Annotated in this window: 17 protein-coding genes and 1 pseudogene; 6 read left to right on the plus strand and 12 right to left on the minus strand. The window is 58.3% G+C overall.

Features of this window, described 5'->3' with window-relative positions; all coding sequences use genetic code 11:
- Window positions 1–129: 129 nt before the first annotated feature.
- From AUP74_RS14975 to AUP74_RS15000, 6 genes are all read right to left on the minus strand, one after another.
- Window positions 130–2,937, minus strand: a complete 2,808-nt coding sequence (locus AUP74_RS14975) for a TonB-dependent receptor domain-containing protein (RefSeq protein WP_069948252.1) — start codon at window positions 2,935–2,937, stop codon at window positions 130–132.
- 598 nt (window positions 2,938–3,535) lie between these two features.
- A complete protein-coding gene (locus tag AUP74_RS14980; protein ID WP_069948944.1) occupies window positions 3,536–4,930 on the minus strand; it encodes a Type 1 glutamine amidotransferase-like domain-containing protein in 1,395 nt (464 codons plus the stop codon).
- Between the two features lie 196 nt (window positions 4,931–5,126).
- A complete protein-coding gene (locus tag AUP74_RS14985) occupies window positions 5,127–5,435 on the minus strand; it encodes a DUF6122 family protein (protein WP_069948253.1) in 309 nt (102 codons plus the stop codon).
- A complete protein-coding gene (locus tag AUP74_RS14990; RefSeq protein ID WP_069948254.1) occupies window positions 5,436–6,107 on the minus strand; it encodes a GntR family transcriptional regulator in 672 nt (223 codons plus the stop codon).
- On the minus strand, window positions 6,104–7,210 hold the full coding sequence (locus tag AUP74_RS14995; RefSeq protein ID WP_069948255.1) for a hypothetical protein: 1,107 nt from the start codon (window positions 7,208–7,210) through the stop codon (window positions 6,104–6,106). The genes AUP74_RS14990 and AUP74_RS14995 overlap by 4 nt, the downstream gene beginning before the upstream one ends.
- 103 nt (window positions 7,211–7,313) lie before the next feature.
- The gene (locus AUP74_RS15000) at window positions 7,314–7,754 is read right to left on the minus strand and encodes a VOC family protein (protein ID WP_069948256.1); all 441 of its coding nucleotides are present in this window, start codon (window positions 7,752–7,754) and stop codon (window positions 7,314–7,316) included.
- Window positions 7,755–7,952: 198 nt separating this feature from the next.
- On the opposite strand from AUP74_RS15000, the gene AUP74_RS15005 reads away from it, so the two are divergent.
- Together AUP74_RS15005 and AUP74_RS15010 are read left to right on the plus strand one after the other, a co-directional pair.
- Window positions 7,953–9,125: a hypothetical protein gene (locus AUP74_RS15005; RefSeq protein WP_069948257.1), complete on the plus strand. Its 1,173-nt coding sequence runs from the start codon at window positions 7,953–7,955 to the stop codon at window positions 9,123–9,125.
- Window positions 9,126–9,225: 100 nt separating this feature from the next.
- A complete protein-coding gene (locus tag AUP74_RS15010; RefSeq protein WP_226999816.1) occupies window positions 9,226–9,951 on the plus strand; it encodes an SIMPL domain-containing protein in 726 nt (241 codons plus the stop codon).
- A gap of 65 nt (window positions 9,952–10,016) precedes the next feature.
- Here the strand turns inward: AUP74_RS15010 and AUP74_RS15015 are convergent, their stop codons facing one another.
- A complete protein-coding gene (locus AUP74_RS15015; protein WP_069948258.1) occupies window positions 10,017–11,348 on the minus strand; it encodes a metal-dependent hydrolase family protein in 1,332 nt (443 codons plus the stop codon).
- A 146-nt stretch (window positions 11,349–11,494) separates the two neighbouring features.
- Between AUP74_RS15015 and AUP74_RS15020 the strand changes: the two genes are divergently transcribed.
- Window positions 11,495–12,106: a glutathione S-transferase family protein gene (locus AUP74_RS15020; protein ID WP_069948259.1), complete on the plus strand. Its 612-nt coding sequence runs from the start codon at window positions 11,495–11,497 to the stop codon at window positions 12,104–12,106.
- Window positions 12,107–12,139: 33 nt separating this feature from the next.
- On the opposite strand, the gene AUP74_RS15025 is transcribed toward AUP74_RS15020, so the two are convergent.
- From AUP74_RS15025 to AUP74_RS15040, 5 genes and pseudogenes are all read right to left on the minus strand, one after another.
- Complete coding sequence (locus tag AUP74_RS15025) at window positions 12,140–13,453, minus strand: mechanosensitive ion channel family protein (protein ID WP_069948260.1); 1,314 nt, start codon at window positions 13,451–13,453, stop codon at window positions 12,140–12,142.
- Between the two features lie 142 nt (window positions 13,454–13,595).
- Window positions 13,596–13,904, minus strand: coding sequence for a cation:proton antiporter regulatory subunit (locus AUP74_RS17445; RefSeq protein WP_418287631.1), 309 nt, complete (start codon window positions 13,902–13,904; stop codon window positions 13,596–13,598).
- Window positions 13,887–14,810 (minus strand): annotated as a pseudogene (rimK, locus tag AUP74_RS15030) (30S ribosomal protein S6--L-glutamate ligase); the annotation flags it as partial. The pseudogene rimK and the gene AUP74_RS17445, both read right to left, overlap by 18 nt.
- Before the next feature lie 402 nt (window positions 14,811–15,212).
- Complete coding sequence (locus AUP74_RS15035) at window positions 15,213–18,035, minus strand: M16 family metallopeptidase (RefSeq protein ID WP_069948946.1); 2,823 nt, start codon at window positions 18,033–18,035, stop codon at window positions 15,213–15,215.
- Between the two features lie 311 nt (window positions 18,036–18,346).
- Window positions 18,347–19,420 carry a Glu/Leu/Phe/Val dehydrogenase dimerization domain-containing protein gene (locus AUP74_RS15040; protein WP_069948262.1) on the minus strand — a complete coding sequence of 358 codons (1,074 nt, stop codon included), beginning with the start codon at window positions 19,418–19,420 and terminating at the stop codon, window positions 18,347–18,349.
- Between the two features lie 310 nt (window positions 19,421–19,730).
- Between AUP74_RS15040 and AUP74_RS15045 the strand changes: the two genes are divergently transcribed.
- The 3 genes from AUP74_RS15045 (at window position 19,731) to AUP74_RS15055 (ending at window position 24,143) form a co-directional block, all read left to right on the plus strand.
- Window positions 19,731–21,680, plus strand: coding sequence for a VacB/RNase II family 3'-5' exoribonuclease (locus AUP74_RS15045; protein WP_069948263.1), 1,950 nt, complete (start codon window positions 19,731–19,733; stop codon window positions 21,678–21,680).
- Between the two features lie 194 nt (window positions 21,681–21,874).
- Entirely contained in the window at window positions 21,875–23,347 is a 1,473-nt protein-coding gene (locus AUP74_RS15050) for an aminoacyl-histidine dipeptidase (RefSeq protein ID WP_069948264.1), read from the plus strand.
- Between the two features lie 115 nt (window positions 23,348–23,462).
- Window positions 23,463–24,143 (plus strand): zinc metallopeptidase, encoded by a 681-nt coding sequence (locus AUP74_RS15055; RefSeq protein ID WP_069948265.1) that lies wholly within the window; start codon window positions 23,463–23,465, stop codon window positions 24,141–24,143.
- The last annotated feature ends 234 nt before the right edge of the window (window positions 24,144–24,377 follow it).

Raw genomic sequence — 24,377 nt, forward strand, 5'->3', positions numbered from 1 at the left:
TGCAGAAGCTTGCATAGAGATACACCAGAGGGAATTTTCTTATTCAGTCAGCCGGAGCAGCGAGCATTCACTTTGCCGCTCCGGCTACCGGGGCGGCGCCCTCAGGCACCGCCCTTCCTTCAGCTTCGCTTAGAAGGCGTAGCTGTAACGGAGGGTCATAAAGCGACCCATGGAGCTGTGATTGAAGTGATCCACGTTGGCACCGGTACCCAGTACCAGAGGCGGCTCTTCGTCCAGCAGGTTGTTGATACGCAGACTCGCATAGCTACCGTTGTTGAAGTCGCGGCTCAGGCTCAGGTCAAACACGGTCCAGGAATCCACTTCAACCTCAGCGTTGTCCGGCAGACCAACGGCCTCAAGAACCCGCGGGCTCGGGTCATCCATATAGCTATGGGTGTAGCGGGCACCAAGCTGGGCACTCCAGTCCTCATAGCGCCAGCGCAGGGAGGTGTTGGCCAGCCAGCGCGGGTAGGTGTACTGGCCGGCTTCACTCACGATTCCCAGAGCGTCGGAAGGCAGCTTGTCGAACTCAGTCAGATAAGTGCCATCCAGAACAAAGCGGAAGCTGCCCCAGTTTTCGGTATCGAAGTACTGGGTGAACGCCATGTCCACACCATTGGTTTTCTGCCAACCCAGATTGGTCAGCTCGAAGTGGGAATCGATCACGAAGCCATTGGCAACCTCGAGGCCCGGTTGACCGGTAGGCAATTCACCCTCGCCTACTACCGGGTATTCGCCACTCAGGGCGCGCAGGATGAAGTCATCCTCTTCTACGCCTACCAGGTTTTCGTGTTCGATATTCCAGTAGTCGATGGTCAGCTCGGTGTCAGCAAAAGGCTTCAGCAGGAAACCAGCGCCCCAGGTGGTCGCAGTCTCCGGCATCAGATCATCATTGCTCACTTCCTCGGACAACAGTGCCTCACCATCTTCATCGGCAAAGCCATCACAGGCCGCCGGGGTCACAGAACAATCCACTGTGTAGCTGCTCAGCAGAGTGCCAGCACCGACCTGCGCCAGAGACGGCGCACGGAACGAGGTGGACCAGTTACTACGGAAAATAATGGCATCGTTGAATGCGTGGCGCAGGGCGATTTTCGGGTTGGTGTCACCACCAAAGCTGTCGTAGTAGTCGTAACGGACAGCCACTTGCAGCTCGGTATTCGCCGCCACCGGAATCATCTGCTCCATGTACACCGCCCACTGGTCGCGTTCGGCGTCGGCGGAAGTGGAGCTAAAGCCGAGGATCGGCTCCGGATTCAGGGTAGTGGATACCGCATCCCCTGAAGGCGTGTCTTCTACGGTTTCGCGACGGAACTCCGCCCCCACAGCGACCTGGATGGCGCCAGCAGGCAGCTCGATCCAGGAACCCGACAGGTTGCCATCGATAGCGTAAAGGCTGGAAACACCCTCACGCTTCGCATCGGTACGCACGTAGTCGTTTACAACATCGAGCTGTTCTGCCTGTCCATCGAAGGGGTTGTACCACGCAGTGGTTTTACCATTGGCTTCACAGGTTTCGCCGCTGAAGCTTGCACCCGGACGAACCAGGTCCACATCCCAGCGATTAACGATTGTGCCATCGGTGCACAGGTTGCCCAGCGCAGCATTGTAGAAAGCTTCCGAGTTATAGAGGCCGGAAATGCCGCGCTGCTCGGACTCGCTGCGACCAACATTGGCTGCCACTTCCCAGTCCCAGCCATTCAGGTCACCACGCAGGCCCGAAACCAGGCGCATGGACTGGCTTTCTACTTCAACGGCACGCGGGTCGGGGAACTTACCCCAGGAAAAAATTGGGAACCCGTAAAAATCGCTGAATTCATCTGTCGGAGCGTCCGGGCTAAACGAGCCCTCTTCGACGATATCTGCCTTCAATTCTTCCGGCCACAGAGGGCTCTCCGGATCAAAAGGCGCACGGCTGAAATTAGCCGGAGAGCCTGTTCCCTGGGACTGGTTCATTTGCACCATGGCAGTGTTGAACCACTCCACGTTGTCGGTCAACTGATAGTTGAAGGTGCCGACCAGGCTGGCACTCTCGTACTCGTCTTGGGTAGCGACATACGCATTGGTATTGAACTCGCAGTATTCACCGAAGCTACCAAAGCCGAACTGATCTTCCGGGCAGCCACCAGTTGCCGGAGCTTCAGTCTGGTCGTAGTACATGGAGTACAGGTCGTTAAAGCTGGGATAGATCCCCTGCTGGCTCGGACGGATGGAGTTGGCGGTAATATCGCGGTCACGATCATACAGCGCATTGCGAGTAAAGAAGTCCGCCACCAGCATGGTGTGGCTGCGCTCGCCCTTGTGGCCCCAGACCCAGTTCAGATTGTATTTACCTTCATCGGAGCCTGCGGTGGAGTTACCGTGAGTCAGGGTAATTTCGCTGCCTTCAAAATCGTCACGCAATACAAAGTTGACTACGCCAGCAACCGCGTCTGCACCATAGGTTGCAGCGGCACCGCTCGGCAGAACTTCAACGCGCTCAATCGCAGAAAGGGGAATGGAGTTCACATCGACGAAGGACTCCTGTCCCTTGGCGAAGGAGCTGACGGAGACCCGGCGGCCATTCACCAGCACCAACGTTGAAGATGCACCCAGACCACGCAGGGAAACGCCCGCTGCACCCGGGGGAGTATTGCTGGACAGAGGACCAGCCGTGGCGGTGGAGAAAGTACCACTGCCGCCACCGGTCTGGGTCAGCTCCTGCAACAGTTCAATCGGAGAGGTCGCGCCGGATGCTTCAATTTCATCGCGGCCGATCTGAACAACCTGTACCGCCCCCTCAGTGTCCAGTCCCTTGATATGAGTACCGGTGACGACTACCTCTTCAACGGCCTCCTCTACGGGTCGCGGCGCTTCCTGTGCATAAACGCTACCGCTAACCAGAGAACAACCGATTGCCACGCGAATGGCCTGGTAGAGATGGGTTCTCTTATTCATTGTGATTCCCTCATTGTTGAAACCTTTGGCCTTTTTATTGGTGAATTCTTTGCAGCATTGCGGGCAATGCAGCCTAACGGAATCGGCTCACCGGTAACGGGCACAAGGCACCATGCTCAAGGCATAGCTATCTTGCGTTGGGTTGCTTGGCAATAAGGCGGGGAAACAGAAAATCCGACTTATAGCTTCCTTGTGCTCGGCAGCACGCTCAACACTTCAGAGCGTCCGGTCGTGCCGAAGGGAAGCTACTCGTCAAACCACTCGCTGAGGTAGTAGTTGGCAGAGCAGCGCTCGACAGCAGCAGTTATTACCACATTGCTTGAGTTCATAGCGCTTGGAGTTGGCTGGTTTAAGTTCTTATGAGCAAACTTCAGAGTTTTTGTATCACGGTGACAAAATGCTGTAAAGCCTTTCTGATAGAGCACAGAAGTCGGCGGTTTCAGTCAGTTAAAACCAAATTATCTTTCGCTTCAGAACAAAAAATATACGACCTCCCAGGTCTGACAGAGGGGGAACATCGTCACTAAAAGCGAAGCCGGCTTGGGAATTTCACCCAAGCCGGCTACAGGAAAGTGACCAGCCCTTCAGGGCTGTACTCTTACTGGTACGGCTGATTGATGTAGAAGCTATTATTGCGACCGTCAATACCGATCCGCTTGGGCGATACCGTCGTTGCCCCGGTCAGAATGTTGTACTCATCAAATTCGGATAGCTTGTAGCGCAGCACGTCTTCATAAATGACCGGAGAGCCACAACTGGCCTGAGTGCGTGAGCTGGTCGCATCCTCGGCCAGGACATAGACATTACCGCTGCCGTCCACGACACCCTGACCATCACTGGTGAAGAAGATCGAAGTGGCCTCGTCTACACCGATCCCACGGATGCCATTGGGCAAACCTGCCATAAAGGCCATCAGGCGCCCCATGCGATCACGCTCGGCAAAGTGGGTATCGACGATCACATCCTTCATGGTCGGGGCGCTGAGGAAGCTAGTGGAAATATTGATGTACTCGTGACACAGGTCCGTCACGGCTTCAGAAGAGTAGGCGCCCAGGACGCCATCCGGATCATAGATATGTTCCGATTGCACCGCGGCACCGGCAGAAGTACCTCCCAGAACGCCACCGCGAGCCAGTACCTCATCGAGGGCCGTCTGCAGCGCAGTGCCCTGCCACTGGTTGAGGTAGTCGGACTGGTCGCCACCAGCAATCCACACGAATTCGGCTGTGCGAACTGCCCAGGCCACATACTCACTTTCCGCATGCTGAGCCCGGTCCACAATCAGTGTCTCCACCGAGTCAGCACCCAGAATATTGAGCAGATAGTCATTGTAGGCGTCGGTACCCGATGTTCTCAGCACCACCACATCCCCACCGCCGATCAGCGGCTTCACACGACGGGTAAAAGCATTATCCACGTCGGTACCACCACCCATCACCAGCAGGCCACCACCGGACTGAGATACACAGACATCCGTGGCGTTGCCAGTAATAGAGCTGGTCAGCCCACCGGGCTTGGACGGGCGGGCACCCTGCTCACAACTGCCGCCGGTATCACCGCCCCCTGTGTCTCCACCACCGCTACCAGCTCCAGGTAACCCCGCCACATCCAGAGAATACGCGCCCTGTCCACGGTAACGGGTGACTTTCAGGGTATAGAGGCCAACACCATCGACACTGACACTGGCCGCTTCAGGCACACTGCTTGTTTCGGCCGAGTAAAGCCGCTGCTGCGGATCGTACAGGTACCAGTCGAAGTCATCGCTACTGTCATGGTCGAGCGAGATGTTCAGGCTAGCGGGTTCATTGATGTCGAAGTAATACCAGTCCTGATCACGGCGACTGTCGATATCTCCGCTGACTACCTGCGACGAACAGACGGGACCATCGGCGTCCGCCTCGGCATCATTGGATTCAGTTTCCTGGGAGATGCAGGCCAGTACCCCTTGGCTCGCCAGAGTGAGGGAAAACAGCAAAGCAGTTCTCGCGAACATGGTGCGCTCCTTGATGTGCAGTGCCGGCAGTTTCACCGGCTGGTTATTGTTCTGTCATCAAAGGTTAACTGCTTTGTGCTCAACCACCGCGAACCAGTCGCCCCGGGGTCAAAAACAGGCAAATTCAGGGAATTAGAAGAACATTTTGGAGGGCCTCGGCGCTCTCCCCAAGCGAGAACACCGAGTCAAGAGGTGCTTACAGGCCGCAACCCAGAGCATCCACCAGCATATGCAGCACCAATCCGATACCGAGCAAACGCACAGGCAACCAGGGCAGGAACATCATGGCCCCGTATAGCGAGATTGGCAGCATTGTGTGCAGAGGGTAGGCATTGATTGCACAGTTTGTCGGTGTTTCAGCAGCTGCAAAAAAGACGCGGTCCAGCGCCACCAGGTTGGCCGCCACCATGATGAGTGCGGCTCGCTTCCATTGCGAGCGGAAGAAAAACCAGGCCACCGCAATCGGCGCGGCCAGATGCAAAGTCCAGTTGAGGAAAGGGGGCATTCAGAGAAGCTCCTCAGCAGAAATGGAACCAAGACCCTCTTCGATGTCCTGTCGCACGGCGGTGCGCACCCGGTCAGGGTCTCCGGAGGCGATAGCCTCAATCAGGTCCTGATGTCGATCGGGAAGCTCCTGCACACCAAAGCGCTGGAACACCAGGTGCTGAAGCGGTGCAGTCTGCAACCAGAGACTTTCGATCAGGGAGAGAATGATATGTGGGTTGCCGAGCCGGTAGAGCGTGAAATGAAATTCGAGGTTGGCCGTCACGTACTCTTCGATATCCTTCTCGGCCAGGGCAGTGGTCACCCGTCCATCCAGTTCACGCAACTGCTCCAGCTCTTCCGGGCCGACATTGGGCAGTGCCTGCTCCGCCGCCTGACACTCCAGAGAAACCCGCGCAGCGCAAATCTCTGCCAGTTTCTCAGGGGTCATTGTGGGCACCGTTACACGGCGGGTATCGGAGAGTTCCAGCGCCCGCTCAGAGGTCAGTCGGCGCAGTGCTTCACGCACCGGCATCGGGCTGCAATCGAGTTCGGCGGCCAGTCCACGGATGGTAATGGCATGCCCTGGCAGAAACTTTCCCCGCAGGATGGCATCCCGAACCTGGTAGTAAACCCGCTCCTGCGTAGTGCGGTACTCTTCCTGGGGGACATTGAACTCCTGCGAGATGGTCATGCGGCACTCACCCTTGGCAGACGGTGGAGGACATCATCGGCCCCTACCTCAATTATGTGATCAGCAATCCTGCCAGTCTGCCACAGTTCATGAAAATCCTCCGCTACCTGTCGGCTGGCATCCACAACAGCGTGCCAATACTTCAGGCGCTCCTCCGTACTCAAACGGACGAAATCATCCCTATCCGGGATCTTGCCGTAGGGCAGACCCGCCACGAATCCGGGCGAGGGAGCGATCAGCAGCGTGTTCTCCATCGCGCCACCCCGCACCCAGCGCCATGTCAGGCTCTTGTCGAACCAGCCAGGTACCATGTATGGGAAGAAATGCGGGTACAGCGCCAACCCTTCGGGGCGCTCAAACCCCAGGTCGAAGTGGTAATCGGTAATCCCGCCATCGCGATAGTTGCCGGGAGGCGCACCATGCGGATCACGAATTCCCGCCATCACCAGCGGAATGGAGCCACTGGCGAGCACTGCCGGGCAGACGTTTTCCTGATTCAGGGTCACATCCATTGTGCGGAGATTGCGAAACCGCACCCGCGATTCAGCACCGGCGTGGAATACCACCCTGTCCCAGAAGGCACTGAGGCTATTGCGGGTCACGGCATTCGCCAGGGCTGAAGTGAGCAGGGCCGGCGCCAGCACGGCACGGCGCTCACTCGCCAGTGGTCCCCGGCCACGCACCGTCACGAAATGACTCTGCCAGATGGTGTTTTCAGCCACCTGACGGGCACCGTCACGCCCCAGTACGCCATCGAGTATTTTGCCGGCGGCTGCGGTGATCTCCGCCGGCATGGGCTTGCCGGAATCATAGATCTGGTTGATGTATCCGTGCTCGAGCCGCTCCAGTGCTGACATGGGGTCATCCATGGCGTAGCACATGTTGCGGAAACTACCGATGGAGGAGCCGAGAGTGACGATGGGATCCCGCCGTTCACGGAAAAACTCGCCGATCAAAACCCGGTCGAGCTGGCTGATCACCAGCCATTTGGGCCCACCCGACGCACCGATGAGGGTAGATACCTGCTGGGGTTGCAATCCCTCTTCACGAATACGCCGGGCCGCATTGGAGCCCGCCAGCAATACACAGCTTGGCTTTTTCACTAAAAATCTCTATTACACGCGACGACCTTGTCATCGCATATTCTCATTCTGTTTCGGTAGCGGCTCGGCAGGTAAGGCGCCTCTCCCCAGCGCCCTACCCGGCTTACCACTCGCCGGTGTTTTCCATGGATGCCCAGGGCTCCTGGGGTTCCAGGGACTCCCCCTTCTGCAGCAGCTCGATGGAGATGCCGTCTGGCGAGCGAACGAATGCCATGTGACCGTCACGGGGCGGACGGTTGATCGTCACACCTTCATCCATTAGTCGCTGGCAGATGGCGTAGATATTATCCACACGGTAGGCGAGATGGCCAAAATTGCGCCCGCCGCTGTAGCTTTCCGGGTCCCAGTTGTAGGTCAGTTCCAGTAGCGGTGCCTTGTTCTCGCGGGCGCTCTCCGCGTCGCCAGGGGCCGCCAGGAATACGAGGGTGAAGCGCCCCTTGTCATTATCCATACGGCTGACTTCCTGCAAGCCCAGCTTTTCGCAGTAAAACTTGAGAGACTCCTCAAGGTTCGCAACGCGTACCATGGTGTGCAGATATTCCATCGGATAACTCCTCATCAGGTTGGGAAAAGAGCGCATTAAACGGCGCCATCGCCGCCAAGGCCAATTGATTGCGTAGATTCCTTCAATAGACCAGGCGAATTGCTGACTGGGTGGCTCAACGCTGTGCGATTATAGTGGCGGAAAGGCTACAATCGCCGCAGCACAATAAAAGTTCACCGGACCGGACACCAGTTCCAAATGTATCAGAAATACTATCGAGAATTTTTACAGGCCTCAGCAGCGGCCCCGGATGCCAAGTACCCGACCCTGCATATGGCCTGCCACTCCCACCACTTTTGGCCCGACGTGACCCGGGAGGCCATGCTGGATTACTGGAGCGATGCTGCACAGCACGTCGACAGCAAGTGGGAACTGATTTTTGGTGAAAAAATCCCCGACTGGCAGCGCGCGGTTGCACAGACACTCAATCTCCCTGCCCCGGAACGCATCGCCATCGCGCCCAATACCCACGAGCTGGTCTACCGCCTGATCAGCGCGTTCGACCCGACCAGACCGCTGCGCATCCTGACGACAGATGGAGAGTTCTACAGCTTCGCCCGCCAGTTACAGAGGCTGGAGGAAGAGCCCAACGTCGAAATCACCCGCGTCCATCGGGAACCATTCGACACCCTGGCTGAGCGCTTTGAACAGGAACTTCACCGCGGTGATTACCAGCTCGCCTACGCAAGCCAGGTGTTTTTCGGCTCCGGTGTAGTATTCCCGCGCCTACTGGAAATCGCCGCCAACAAGCCAGAGCGCACCGAGTTCGTTATCGACGGTTATCACGGCTTTTATGCACTGCCCACTGATCTCGGCGCAGTGGCTGACAAGATATTCTACACCGCGGGCTCCTACAAATATCTCGGCGCCGGCGAGGGGCTCTGCTTTATGAGCATTCCCAAAGACTGCACCCTGCGCCCGCGCAACACCGGCTGGTTCGCCGAGCTCGCGGAGCTTGAAAACCGCGCAGACCGTGTGGGTTATGCCGATAACTGGCTGAGGTTCGCCGGCGCCACGATGGACTACACGGCACTGTACCGGGGGCTCGCGGTCATGCAGCAGTTCGCCCGCGATGGGGTGACAGTGGAGAAGATCCACCAGTACGTGAAACAAGCACAACAGCGCTTCCTTGAGACCATGGACAGCGCAGAGCACCCACTGTTAAACCGCGACAACCTGATTCATCACGACCTGCAGAATGGCCACGGACATTTCTTCACGTTCGACTGCACCACTGCAGAGAAATCCGGGCAACTCCAGGAAGAGCTATTGCAACGCGGAGTTCTGTGCGATCGACGCCAGCGCTTGCTGCGCCTTGGCTTTGCAATTTATCACGGAGAGAAAGAGCATTACCGGCAGGTTTTTGACTGATACTCGATCAGCGCACTCAGCCAGCGTTCAGCTTGCAGAGACTAGGATGAGTTTTTCGATGGCCCGTCAGCCGGGCTGCCATTTAATAAAGGAAGATGTCATGAAAATGGTAAAGATCTCTATCGCCGCCCTGCTCGCACTCGCCCTGACGGGCTGTGGCAATGACAGCGCACCGTCTGCCCACGGCACACTGGTCTCGATCTCTGCCAGCGGTGAAGCGACCAGGGTACCGGATGTCGCCGGCCTCAGTGCAGGAGTCGTCACCGAGGCAGAAGACGGTGACGCAGCCATGAAAACCAATGCCGAGCAAATGGAAAAGGTGATCAAGGCTATCCGCAAGGCCGGTATCGAAGAGAAAGATATCCAGACCTCCGGCATCAGCCTGACACCCCGCTACGAGTACCCGCCCAATACCGCCGGCAGCCCCAACCGCCCCGGTCGCACACTGGTCGGCTACATCGCCCGCAATACCGTCAACCTGAAGGTACGCGAGATTGGCAAACTGGGGGATGTGCTGAACGCGTTGACCGAAGCCGGCGCCAACCAGATCCACGGACCCAGCCTGGAAATCGGTGAGCCGGAACCCGTACTGGCCGAAGCTCGTCAACAGGCACTGGACAAGGCTCAGGCCCGGGCCAAGACCTATGCCGAGGCGCTGGGGATGAAGGTGCGTCGACTCGTCAGCGTCTCCGAGAGTGGTAGTGCAGGTATTCCCCGTCCCATGATGCGGGCGGAAATGGCCTCAGCGGACGCCCGTGCGCCGGTGGCACCGGGTGAAACTACGCTCAGCGTTAACCTCGATCTGGTGTTCGAACTGGAAGACTGACTCAAAGTCACAAACTCAAAAAAACAAGGCGCCAGAGGGCGCCTTGTTTTTTCATGTATCTAAAACTACTGGTCAGCCTCGGCGGCTTTAAATACCTTCCCACCTTTCATCACAAACTGCACCCGCTGCAGCTCGGAAATATCCTCCAGCGGATTGCCCTTCACCGCGATGATGTCCGCGTGTTTACCGGGGCTGATACTGCCCAACTCGTCCTCCATATGCAGCAACTGAGCCGCATTCCAGGTCGCGCTGCGGATCGCATCGGCCGGAGACATGCCTGCTCCGACCATCAGTACAAACTCCCGGCCGTTATCCCCGTGAGGGCTGACTCCGCTGTCGGTACCGAAAGCGACCTTGACCCCGCGTTTGTAGGCCTCAGAGAAGGTATCGCGGATCAGCGGCCCGATGGTGGCCGCCTTGGTGCGGACCACCTCGGGGAAGAAGCCATCGACTGCCGATTTCTCCGTAACCCACTCCCCCGCCAGCATGGTCGGCACGTACCAGGTATTGTGGCGGCGCATCAGATCCATGGTCTCGGTGTCCATATAGGTGCCGTGCTCAATGGAGTCGACCCCGGCGCGAATCGCCCGTTCCATCCCTTCCTTGCCATGGGCGTGGACCGCGACAGTGAAACCGTAATCCTTGGCGGTTTTGACGATGGCGTCCAGCTCATCGGCCATGAACTGGGGGTTCTGGCCGCTCTTGGCCACACTGAGGACACCACCAGTGGCGGTGATTTTGATCAGATCGGCACCATCCTTATAGCGCTGCCGCACTGCCTGCCTGGCACTGTCGGTGCCATTCACCACCCCGTCAGCCGGACCGGGACTTCCCATCAGGGTATGGCGGTGTCCATTGGTTGGGTCCGCATGACCACCGGTCGTAGCGATGGACTTACCCGCGGTGAAGATTCTCGGCCCGACGATGGTGCCCGCGTTGATCGCATTGCGCAGGCTAATGGTCACATTGTCCTTGTCCCCGAGATCGCGCACGGTGGTGAAACCGGCTTCCAGTGTCCGCCGGGCGGAATCTACGCCGCGCAGGGTGTAGTCAGCGGGGTTCCAGGTAAACGTCTCCATGTAAGCCCGCGAGCCAAACTCATAGACCAGGTGAGTATGCATATCCATCAGCCCGGGGAGCACCGTATAGTCCCGCAGGTCTACGAGCCGCTGCCGATCGCGCTTGGCAAACCCCGCCTGCACGGACTCCACGCGCCCATCGACGATATGGATTGTGCGATTCGACACCAGCTCACCGCTCTCACTATCGAACAGCTTGCCCGCGTAGACGGCAAGCTCCTCGGCAAGGGCCGTTCCCGAGGTAATAGAAGCGCAGGCAATGGCCAGCGCGGACAAAATCCGGGTGCGTAGGCTGTGGCGTTTGGTATTTGTTGTCATTGTGGGTGCCCTGTGACTGACATAAATTCTGGACAAGACGTAATCCGGTAGCAGCGCCACACCCGGCAAAGCCATATTGGCAACTGACGAGTGGCGCACCAAAAGTCCTACAATCTACCGCAATCGCGGAGCGGAGAGAAAGCCCAATGAAAATCTACGAATTCGCCCAGGCACCCAACTGTCGCCGGGTGCGCATGTTTCTCGCTGAAAAAGGCATCAAAATGGAGTATGTGCATGTAGATATTGGCAAGGGTGAAAACCTGGCCGAGGACTACCGGCGCAGAGACCCAAATGCCAAGGTGCCAGTTCTGGAGCTGGACGATGGCAGCCACATCGCGGAGTCTGTCGCCATCCAGCGCTATTTTGAGGAAATGCATCCCGAGCCGCCCCTGTTTGGCCGCGACGCCAAAGAGAAAGCGCTGGTGGAAATGTGGACCCGCCGCGGTGACTTCAACATGATGTTCAACGTGGGGATGTGTTTTCAGCACACCACCGGATTCTTTTCCGACCGCATGCGGGTATTTCCCGAATTCGGCGAGGAAAGCGGCAAGAAGGCGGTACAGTTTTTCTCTGTACTCGACCAACATTTGGAAGAGAATCGCTATCTGGTCGGCGACTATTTCTCGGTGGCCGACATTGGCATGCTCTGCTCGTTGGACTTTGGCAAAGCCGTCAAGCTGCGCCCAGACCCCGCACAATATCCTAATCTGGTTCGCTGGCGGGAAGAACTCAATGCCCGGCCCAGCGCTTCAGCCTGACCGGAGCCAGTGGTAGCGGTGCCCGGAACCCGGCTAGAGTTCCGGTACCGCCTTCTCGAGAATACGTACATCCCGCTGCGGGAATGGAATTTCGATACCGTGCTCTTGCAGCGTTTCCAGGATAATCAGCAGCAAGTCTCCCCCGACCCGGTTACGACCATCGTCCACCCCCAGCATCCAGAATTCCACGAACATATTGACGCCGTTATCTCCAAAGCTGTCGATCTCACAATCCGGCCGCTCTTCGATGGGCAGTTCATCCCCACTCAACACCTGCGGATGCTTCGCCACTGCCGCCTTCACGATCTCTACCGTTTCGCGCACATTGGTGCTGTACGACACGGAGAAATCAACCCTGTAACGCTGCTTCCTGTTTTTCTGCGTCCAGTTGACGAATGATTCAGAAACGAACTTCTCGTTGGGGACAACGATATCCTTGCCATCATAGGTCTCCAGAGTCACCGCACGCAGGCTCAGCTTGGTGACCGTCCCACACCGACTGTCGGCCAGTTCGATATAGTCACCGAGGGTTATTGAGCGATCGAGGATAATGATCAGGCCAGAGATAAAGTTGGAGGCGATGTTCTGTAACCCAAAACCGATACCGACGCCCACAGCACCACCGAAAACGGCCAGTGCTGTCAGGTTGATCCCCATCAGGTTCAGGATCAGGATAAAGACCAGCGTGAACAGGACAATTTCAAACAGCTTCGCAGCAACTTCACGGGTGCGGTAATCGAGAGCCTCCTGGTTGCGAATAATGGTCTGCCCGGTGGAATTCGACACCCGTCCGAGCCAGAACAGCAGCGAGCCGAAAATGATCGCCCGGGCAATACCATAGGCGGAGATGCGGATATTGCCGAGCTGGATCGCCATCGACTCCAGCACCTGCACTATGTCATCCAGAGCACCGATGACATACAGGAACAGGATGGGCGTGCCCACCCAGCGAAATACCGTGGCCACGGTGGGCCGGGTGATCACCAGTTTTATAAAGTCATTGAAGAGAAGCAGGATGGCGATGGCGAGTGCCGCCTGCACCACCCAACTCTCGCCGAGAACCTGGGGAATAAAAGCCAGGTCAATCCGCAGGAAGACGATTGCCAGTAGCGGGAACAGCAGTCTACCGCACCGGTAGACCAGCATGTGGATGGGTGCCTGTTTCGGCTTTTCCGGTGGGCGACGGAACCAGGGAACCAGCTTGACCAGACGATGGGCAATCACATAGGCCAGCGCGTAGATCGCGAGGATGACCCCCAATTGCCCGAGCACTTCCATTCGGTCGGTGGACGTCAGGACCTCACTGGCACTTTGTTTTAATTCATCCAGTAACTCTTGGGTTTCCATGCATCCATTCCGCAAGAGGACAGGCTGCCACCCAAGAGGTAGCAACACATCTTTTTGATTATTATGCCGCCCGCTTCACTCCACTCAAACTGCTTGCAGGTGTTCCCCACTGCCCGGTTGACCGGGGCCGGTTCGGGTCGACTCAATCGGAGACTTCGACCGCACCAGCCTGCACTGCATCCGCGGGCAGATCGGAAATCTCCGGCCGACGACGACGACGTGTCTTGACCGGGACCATGCCGCGCATGGCCTCCAACTTACCGAAACACAGCAGTTTGTCATTGGGTTCCAGTACACGCTCCGGCTTGGGATTGGGAATCACCTTGGCGCCACGGTAGAGGGTAAGCACATTGATATCGTGCTCGTAGAGCTGGGTGCCACGAATGGTCTTGCCGACAAACTTCGATCCTTCCGGGACATAGATTTCGGACACCCCATACCCCTTACTCACTGTCAGGCGCTGACGTACGTCGATCTCGGGGAAATCCACCTGAGCGGCGATGTATTCGATGACCGCGCCAGCCACATCGAGACCGGTACAGGTTTCAATGCCCTCCAGTCCCGGCGAGGAATTCACCTCCATGATCTGCGGACCGTTATGACTCTCCAGCATGTCCACACCGGCTACCTGCAAGCCCATAATCTGGGTCGCGCGCACGGCGGTTTCGACATATTCCGGAGGTAACTCGACCCGCTCCGCGATACCGCCGCGGTGGACATTGCTGCGGAACTCCTGCCCCTGGGCCACGCGACGCATCGCGGCGACGACGCGGTCGCCCACCACAAAGGCGCGGATATCACGTCCCTTGCTCTCGGCCACAAACTTCTGAATCAGCACGTTTTGTTTCTGGCTCTGCAGAAGCTCGATGATGGCTTCCGCCTGCTTGACGGTATCGGCCAACAGCACGCCGATACCCTGCGTGCCCTCAATCAGTTTGATCACCACCGGAGCACCGCCTACCCGCTCGATGGCCGGCAGCACATCGCGCTTGCTGTGTACGAAGGTGGTTCGCGGAATACCGATATGGTGCCGACTGAGTAACTGCAGGCTGCGTAGTTTGTCCCGGGAATTGTTGATACCGTGAGCAGTATTCGCGCAGAAAACATCCATCTCCTGGAACTGCCGCACCACGGCCGTACCGTAATAGGTGATCGAAGCGCCAATCCGCGGCAACACTGCATCGAAATCTTCGATCTGCTTCCGCCGGTAATAGAGGTCCGGCGCACCGCGCTCCAGATCGATGGCAAATTTGATGGAGTCCAGCACCTCTACATCATGCCCACGATTACGGGCCGCTTCGGTAAGGCGAGCAGTACTGTAACAATCGGGACTTCTAGAGAGGATGGCAAGTTTCATGAGGTCACCTTTTTATTTTGTGGCAGCTACCTAGGGCAGCTTGCCTAGATGCATGACCATGCATACGGCGCCCAAACGAAAACAGACGTCCATACACACAATTTGACGCAATTCCTGCCCGGTTATTTTGTTTGCACCATTGAATCAGCAGGAGCATTAATCCACAGAGAGAACGTTGATTACTACCCTGCCCTTCAGCGTGCGTATAACAGGGAACGTTTTCCTGCACCTGTACAGGAATCAGGCACGACACGAGCTGGCGCAGGATTTTGTTCTTCTCCAGCACCTAGCCTAATAGGAATTCTGCAGATTACCAGTGCATCGATGGCAACGGCTCAGAAAAACGGGAATACACCCACAGTGCTGAGTCACGTAATGAGCATACCGGTGCACCGGATTGACTCACAGCTCGTGATCGAGGACCTGCACCGGTCCCAGGTCCAGAGCTTCGATCTCAGGCCGGATCTTGTCGAGATCCCCGACAATCACCCAGGTAAACTGGTCTGGCGCCAGGAACTCCCGCGCTGCGGCCATCACTTCCTCCTTCGTCAGTGCCGCCACCCGTTGCGGGTACTCCGCGATGTACTCTGGCGGGAGTCCCTTTTCCAGTTGCCAGTTAATGGTTGAGAGAAGCTGGCCTTTGGTCTCGAAAGCACCACTCTGTTTAAGCACTTCGTCATCCCGATAATCCGCCAGCTCCTGCTCTGTGATGGGACGCTTCCCAAGAAAGGACCTGTACTCCTTCAAAAGTTCCTGTAAAGCCGCACCGGTCTTGTCTGTCTGCACAGGGGCAAAAAGGATATACGGGCGATTGCCCTCGGTATCCAACGTCATCGCCTGGGCGCCGTAGGACCAGTGTTTGTCCTCCCGCAGGTTCATATTGACTCTGGAGGTAAACTTGCCGGCAATCACCGAGGCCATGGCATCGAAGGCTTCTGCGCCCTCTTTTTGCCACGGTGGCAGCAGGAGACCAGCGAGAATATAGCTCTGCTCGGCACCGGGTCTATCCAGAAGAAAAATACGTGTGTTCTCCGGCCGCTCCACCGCCGGCAGCGCGATGGTCGCCAATGACGATTCCGGAGCGTCCCAGCCGGAGAATACCTGGTTCAGCATCGGCTCCAGTTGCTCGCGGGTCACATCCCCCACCACAGCAAGGGTGGCGTTGTCAGGACGAACCCACGCTTCGTGAAAAGCCACCAGGTCGTCACGGCTGATCGCCTGAATGCCGTCAACAGTGCCGGAACCCGTCAGCGGTGAGCCATACGGATGGTTCTCCCCGAACAGCAGAGGCGGCAGCTCTCGCAGCGCCAGCCCCTGGGGCCGCGCCTTTTCCTGCGCGATGGCGTCGATACGGTTGGACTTCACCCTCGTCAGATCCTCCTCCGGGAAGCTGGGCCGCATCACCACATCGGCGAAGAGTTCGAGTGAAGGTTTCAGCTGTGTGGCCAGTGCACTCAGGCCAATGGTGTTGTAATCCAGGCCACTGCCGGCAGTAATGGTCGCACCCAGTTCCTCCTGGCGGGAGCTGAATTCCAGACTGTCATAGTTGCCGGCACCCTCGCTGAGCATCCGGGCTGCGATGGACGCCAGACCCGGTTTACCACCATCGGCGGCCGCGCCACTGCGGAACTGCAGGTTCAGGAAGATGGCCGGCGTGTCGTGCCGCTCGGCGAGAATCACCCGCAGGCCATTTTCCAGGGTAAATTCCTGTTGTTGCGGTAATTCCAGCTCCACTGTTTTGTCCACCGGCGGTAGCTGGCTGCGATCGGCTCCTTGCTGGGCAGCGGAATACTTCTCTTCAGGCTTGATGACCAGGGTATAGCTGTCTTCGGAAAGCCAGCGCTTGGCCACGTCCTGTACCTCTGCCGCAGATACCCTGGCGTAATCCTCCAGACCCGCCACCAGCGCCCCCGGGTCGCCGTAGTAAAATTCCGATCGCGCCAGAATGTCGGTCTTGCCACCGAAACCGCCCACCTTCTCCAGTCCCTTGACCAGGCTGGCAAATTCGCTCTGCTTGATCCGCTTCAATTCCTCAGCACTGACACCCTGCCGGGCAAATTCCCGCAGTTCCTCATCCAGCAACTGCTCGACTTTATCCAGCGGCACACCGGGCTTTACGTCTACCATCAGGATGATCTGACCCGCCAACTGGCGTCCGTAGTAAAACGCGCTGACACTGGTTGCCAGCTGTTCGTCGCGCACCAGGCGGCGATAGAGCAGTGAGTTTTTTCGGTTGGCCAGCAGTGATGTCATCAGATCCAGCGCATTCTCTTCCTCACTGCCAATGGCGGGTACGTTCCACACCCGGTAGATCCGCGTCTGCGGCACCTGGTCAGTCATCACCTCGCGCTTGTTGATATGCATGGGTATTTCCCAGTTTTGTACCCGCGGCGGCACGCTGGTGCTGGGAATATCACCAAAGTATTTCCGCGCCATCGCCATGGCTTCTTTCACGGTGATATCGCCGGCGATGACGAGGATGGCATTGGCCGGCTGGTAGTAGTCGGCAAACCACTGTTTCACGTCCGCGAGACTGGCGTTATCCAGGTCCTCCATGGAGCCGATCGTGGTCCAGGAATACGGATGGTGCGGTGGAAAGGTGCTGCGGGCGATAGTCTCGAAGGCCTTGCCGTAAGGCGCATTTTCCCCCTGGCGCTTCTCGTTCTTGACCACACCGCGCTGCTCATCGAGCACCTCCTGGGTAATCGCGCCGCTGAAGTGCCCCATGCGATCCGACTCCATCCACAGGGCCATGTCGACGCCCCCCCTCGGAACTGTTTCGAAATAGTTGGTGCGATCGCTGTTGGTGGTGCCGTTCATATCGGTGGCACCAGAACGCTGGAACGGCTCGAAATACTCGCCGGGATAGTTTTCGGTGCCATTGAACATCAGGTGCTCAAACAAATGTGCAAAGCCGGTCTTGCCCGGCTGCTCGTCTTTGGAACCCACCTTGTACCAGATGTTGATGGCTACGACCGGCGCTTTCGGATCCTCGTGCACGATCACAGTGAGGCCGTTATCCAGCCGCTCCTTGTGGAAGGGAATCTCAAGTTCAGGCGCCTCCACAAACGCATCGCCGCTGGTGGCGGCAGCCTTGCTGCTTGCCGCTGCCTCTCGGTCCACAGTCATGGCCCGGTGGGTTTCCTCACCGCCACGCTCGCCACCACAACCTGCGAGCAACATAAACACCAGGGCCACAGAAGACAGAACTGAGGGGTTCGCCATGTCCTTATCCGGATTTAGAGAGGTGGAAAAATCTGCAAACAGCAGCGGCCGAAAATCGATCAGCACACAAGGAGACTCAGCACCTTCACAAAAGTTCTGCGGGCGGAGTCAGCCTGCTGGCTAAGTGTAGTAACAGGGACTGATTGGAGGACTGCAAGGAGAAAGCCCCGGGCAGGAGCATCGAGGAGGCAAAAAAAATGGGCGCCACTGGCGCCCATCAAATACCTCACGAGAGTCGCGACGATGCACTCGTCACCGGGAGAAACCCGTTGCTAGAAGCGCCACCGGACGGCGAGCGCTTCCGAATCCGATCAGGCTGCCGCCGTATCGTTTTTCAATGTGTCTTCGTGACCGAAACGCTCTTCGGCCACCCGGTCTGCCACATGTGCAGTGGTTTCACCGGTCTCGTCAGCGCGCTGGAAGACTTCCTGCATGGTGCTGCCGATCGTATCGATGTGCTCTTTGACCTGCGCAGGCTTGTAATCGCCCTGCTGCTGGTAATAAACGTCGATGATGCCGCCTGCATTGATCACGTAATCCGGCGCGTACAGGATGCCCTTTTCACGCAGCACTGCCGCGTGACGCTCTTCCGCCAGCTGGTTGTTGGCTGCGCCGGCAATCGCACCCACCTTCAGGCGGGCAATGGTGTCGTCATTCAGGATCGCGCCCATGGCACAGGGGGCGAACAGGTCCACATCCAGGTCGAAGATCTCATCGGCACCAACAGCGGTAGCACCCAGCTCATTGACGGCGCGATCGATGTTGTCCTGGAAGATATCGGTCACAAACAGTTCGGCACCCGCCTCTTTCAGCAGCTTGGCGAGACGGAAACCCACATTGCCCACGCCCTGCAGGGACACTTTGAGGCCGCTCAGGTCGGTTTTGCCCCAGCGGTGTTCAGCGGCTGCTTTCAAGCCCACGAAAACGCCATAGGCAGTGGAGGGAGACGGGTCGCCGCCGTGTTCGGAGCCTTCGATCACACCGGAGACGAACTTGGTGCGCTCGCCGATCACGTGCATGTCTTCGACACTGGTGCCCGAGTCTTCGGCGGTAATGTAGCGGCCACCCAGGGTGTTGATGAAGTCACCCATGGCACGCAGCAGTTCCGGAGACTTTTCTTTGCGCGGATCGCCGATAATCACAGACTTGCCACCGCCCAGCTTCAGGCCGGCCATGGCAGATTTGTAGGTCATACCGCGGGACAGGCGCAGTACGTCGTTGAGGGCCTCGCCGTCATCGGCGTACGGCCACATGCGACAGCCACCCAGTGAGGGTCCCAGATTGGTGTTGTGCACCGCAATAATCGCCTTCAGGCCGCTTTTGGCATCCTGATAGAAAGCAACTTGTTCGTGCTTGTCATAGGCGGGATGGGAAAAAATACTCATTCTGTGTTCCTCTCCGGAGACCGGTTCTACAGCTGGGGAACGACCACAGCCCGTTTCTGTTTTTATCGGAAGATAAGATTATATCTAGCGATGGGATATAGAGTTTGCAAATTTTGCACAATCCGACGCTAGACGGGCGAAACCATCACGTCATCAAGCAATTATTAGGATGAGGGGTCACACAGGAACAAACCTGCCCGCGCAGTCACTCTTGCTGTGACCTCGACGTCAAGCTGTCACTGGCCCCTCCGTGTTGGTCTGGTAGAATCCGCGCCCACTAATGACCCCGAATACCCGCAGAGACTCCGCAATGCTGAATGCCGACGCCCTCAAGCAACTCTCCCAATTGAAGACCGATATCCGCTCCACCAAGGAGTTTGCCGAGGGCCAAGTGCGCGGCAGCAATGGCAAATTCGGCTTTGTCACCCTGGATGACGGGCGCGAGGCCTTCCTGCCCCCGGCAGAAATGGAACGCGTTTTCCCCGGCGACCGGGTACGGGTCAGCCTGAATGACGAAGAGAAAGGCAAGCTGTCCGCCGAACTGGACACCCTGCTGGAGTCCGAGCTCAAGTACCTGGTTGGGCAATACGTTCAGCGCGGCCAGGGTCACTTTGTACAACCGAGTCTGCCGGGCTTCACCCGCTGGATCTTCCTGCCACCCAAAGGCCGTGGCAAAGCCCAGCCCGGTGACTTCATCGCCTGCACCATCAACCGGCACCCGTTCAAGGATGGCCGTTCCCAGGCCAGGGTAGAAACCGTGATCGGCAAGCCGGATATGCCCGGCATCGAGCACGCCTATGTAGTGGCTCAGCACCGACTGCCTGAAGCCTTCGGCAAAGCGGCCCTGGAGCAGGCACAGGATATTGCCGGTAAGCTGGAATCAGTGGTCAGCCAGCGCCAGGACCTCTCGGGGCTGGGCTTCGTCACCATCGATGCCGAATCCACCCGCGATATGGATGATGCCCTGGCAGTAACCGCTCGAGATGGAGGCTGGACCCTGCATGTGGCCGTGGCCGATCCCTCCAGCCTGATCGAACCGGGCACCCCGCTAGACAAAGAGGCCTTCAAGCGCGCCCACAGCCAGTACCTGCCCGGCGAGACCCTGCCGATGCTGCCCCGGGACTTGTGTGAGCACCAGTTCTCCCTGCTGCCAGGTGAACTGCGCCCGGTACTGGTACTGCATGTCGATGTCGATAGCGACGGCAGCCTCGGCGAGTCCAGTTACGAGTTTGCCGCCATTCGCTCGCAGCACAAACTGAGCTACAACCAGGTGGCTAAGTTCCTCGAGGGAGACGACAGTGCAGTCCCGGCGGAACAGCAGGAGAGCCTGCGCAACCTCGCCACCATGGCAGAATCCCGCACTGCCTACCGCGCCGGCCACTCACTGATGATGGAAGACCGTCCGGATTACGCGATTTACCTCAACGAGCAGCGCAAGATTGCCCGCATCGAGAAACTGGAGCGCAACGCCGCACAGCGCATCGTGGAAGAGGCCATGCTCGCCGCCAATATCTCCATGGGGCAGAAGCTGGCGGAACTGAACCAGGGCTGCTTCTCCGTGCACCTGGGCTTCCGCGATGAGCGCATGGGTGAGGTGAAGAGCCTGCTGAAGGAATACCTGCCAGAGCACGCCGAGAAAGACCTGCACCAGCTGGACAATTATCTGGCACTGGTGAAATACCTCGAGACTCACGACGAGCCGCAGATGCAGAACCTGCTGGCCGTCCTGAAACGTATGCTGCGCCCCGGCCAGCTGTCCAACACTCCCGGCGCCCACCTGGGCCTTGGCCTGGAAAGCTATGCCACTGTTACCTCGCCGATCCGCAAGTACAACGACCTGCACAATCACCGCGTGCTGCGTACCGCAGTCGAAGAGGAGCAACTGCCAGCCCTGGACGACACAAATGTTGAGGCCCTGCAGCAAAGCCTGATCTGCGGCCGCCAGGCCAATCGTGCGCTGGAGCAGTGGCTCTACTGCCAGTTCATGCAGGACAAGGTGGGCCAGGAGTTCACCGGCAAGGTCACGCAGGTCAACGGCGCCGGCATCGGTGTGCGCCTCGATGCGAACGGCATCGACGGCTTCGTGCGTATGAACGGCGACAAGAAGAACCCGCCGGAATTCGACGGCAAACACCTGACGCTCACCCACAAGGGCCAGACCTTCCGTCTGGAGCAGCCGGTGACTGTCAAAGTCAGCGGTGTGGACGTGGACAAGCGCCGCATCGCCCTGGAAGTATTGGAATCCGCTTCGGCCCAATAACCGAGTTCCATCGGGCGGGCACGCCCCGTGCCCGCCAACCTACACTTTCGTCATTCCGGCGAAGGCCGGAATTCAGTACCACTGGACTCCGGCACTGACTGGCCACCGCCACAACCGGTTGGCCAGCAACCAGTAAATTCCAAAAGAAACACTGCTAGAAGCAATAGCCAGCAACAAATACAAGGGGCCCAATAATGACCAGTATTGCCGAGCTCAACCCAACACCACTGTGGAAGCATTTCGCCAAACTCTGCGAAATCCCCCGCCCCTCTAAGCACGAAGAAAAGGTGGTGGCCTACATCCTCGACTTCTGTAAAGAGCGCGGTCTGGACGTCAAGCTGGACCAGATCGGCAATATCATTATCAAGAAGCCCGCCACGCCGGGCATGGAAGACCGCAAGACGCTGGCCATGCAGAGCCACGTGGACATGGTGCCGCAGAAAAATGCCGACACCGACCACGACTTTCTCAAAGACCCCATCAAAGCGTATGTTGAGGGCGAATGGGTAACCGCTGAGGGCACTACCCTGGGCGCCGACAACGGCATCGGCGTCGCCGCCATCCTCGCCCTGCTGGAAAGCACCGACATCCCGCACCCGCCGCTGGAAGCGCTGCTCACCATCGATGAGGAAGCCGGCATGACCGGCGCCAAGCACCTGCAGCCGGGCCACTTCGAGGCAGAATTACTGCTAAACCTAGATACCGAGGACGAGGGCGAACTGTACGTGGGTTGCGCCGGCGGTGTGGATATCAATGTCACCCTGCCCTATTCCGCCACTGGTATGCCGGCGGATCACAGGGCATTCAGGCTGAGCGTGCGCGGTCTGCGCGGTGGTCACTCCGGCCTCGACATCGACAAGGGTCGCGGCAACGCCAACAAGATCGCCAACCGCATTATTGATATCGCCCTGCGCGAAATCACCGACCTGCACACCGCGAGCCTCGACGGCGGCAGCCTGCGCAACGCCATTCCGCGTGAATCATTCAGCACCATTACCGTACCGGCAGAGCACGCCGAACGGCTGATGGAAATCGTGCTGCAGGAAACCGCCGTCATCAAGGCGGAGCTGGACAACGAAGCCAAGCTGGAAATCACCATCGAGGAAACCGACAGGCCCGCGAGCGTGATGGACCCGGCCACGCAACAGAAGTTGATCCGCGCCATTCGCTGCTGCCCCAACGGGGTCGCCCGCATGAGCACTGACCTGGAAGGCATCGCCGATACCTCCAACAACCTGGCCCGCGTCGTCACCGAGGAGGTGGACGGCCAGCATCAGGTACGCATCCAGTGCCTGGTACGCAGCCTGTCCGACAGCGCCCGTGACGACCACGGCCTCAACGTTGCCGCCACCTTTGAGTTAACTGGTGCCAAGGTATCACTGGACAACGCCTACCCCGGCTGGACGCCCAACATCCACTCGCCGCTGCTGAAGTTGATGAAGGATGTCTACCAGGATATGACCGGCGAAGAACCGCTGGTGAAGGTCATTCACGCCGGCCTCGAGTGCGGCCTGCTGGCCAAGCCCTACCCCCACTGGGACATGGTCTCCTTCGGCCCCACCATCCGCCGCGCGCACTCGCCGGAAGAGCGGGTACATATCGAGAGCGTGGGGAATTTCTGGGAGTACTTCCTGAAGGTGGTTCAGGCCATTCCCTCCCGCCATTGAACCAGCCCTTCAAATCCAGAGGTTGATCCACCCTCCGGTTTTTCGGATAGACTCTTGGCCCGGCGCCCGGGAATTCCTCCCCGGCGCCGGACTGTTCAGCAACGGGATACCGGCCATGATTTTCGGACTGGGGGCACTGCTCTTTGCACTGCTGGTGTACGGCCCATCACTTTGGGTGCGCTTCGTGATGTGGCGCCACTCAAAACAGGTGGAAGCCATGCCCGGGACCGGCGGGGAGCTGGCGCGCCACCTCGTGGAGCGCTTCGCGCTGGAGGGTGTCACTGTCGAGCGTGGCCAGCCGGACCAGGATCATTACAACCCTGCGGAAAAGATCGTTTCCCTCAGCCCCCGTGTCCATGATGGCAAGTCACTGACGGCGGTCGCCGTGGCCGCACACGAGGTGGGCCATGCGATTCAATTCATTCGCAACGAACCTGTCAGCCACCTGAGACAGAAACACCTGGGCAAGGCATTCTTTATTCGGAAAATCGGTACAGGCCTTCTCCTGTTTCTCTCGACTGTCGCCCTGGTAGTAAAAATCCCGCACCTGTTTGCCCTGGCCATCGGCCTCGGCATTATCACGATGCTGGCCTCGGCCTTGATGTATGCCGCCATCCTCCCCGAGGAATACGATGCCAGCTTCAACAAGGCACTGCCGATACTGGAAGAAGGGTATGTGCCGAGGCAGCACCTGCCGGCAATCCGCTCGGTGCTGAAGGCCGCAGCACTGACCTATTTTGCAGGTGCTCTGGCGGAGATTCTCAGCTTGTGGCGGTGGCTTCGTTTTATCCGCTGACTCTCGTCACCGATGCGAACACCCAGACATCCAGGAGACGAACCGCTTTATCGCCCTCGGATCGAGCACACTTGCTGTTGCCCTTGGGCCCAGTGCGCCCCCCACTGAGCGGTCTCCGGCAGAGCTATCTCCCCCGCTCTATGGCGCTGGCTACCAGCAGCAGATTCCTGCACTCCGACAGTGGGCGCACAGGCCAGGCTAGAACGGAGCCTTGCTCCCGCCTTGCCAAGCGAT

Source organism: Microbulbifer aggregans (assembly GCF_001750105.1).
Classification (GTDB): Bacteria; Pseudomonadota; Gammaproteobacteria; order Pseudomonadales; family Cellvibrionaceae; genus Microbulbifer; species Microbulbifer aggregans.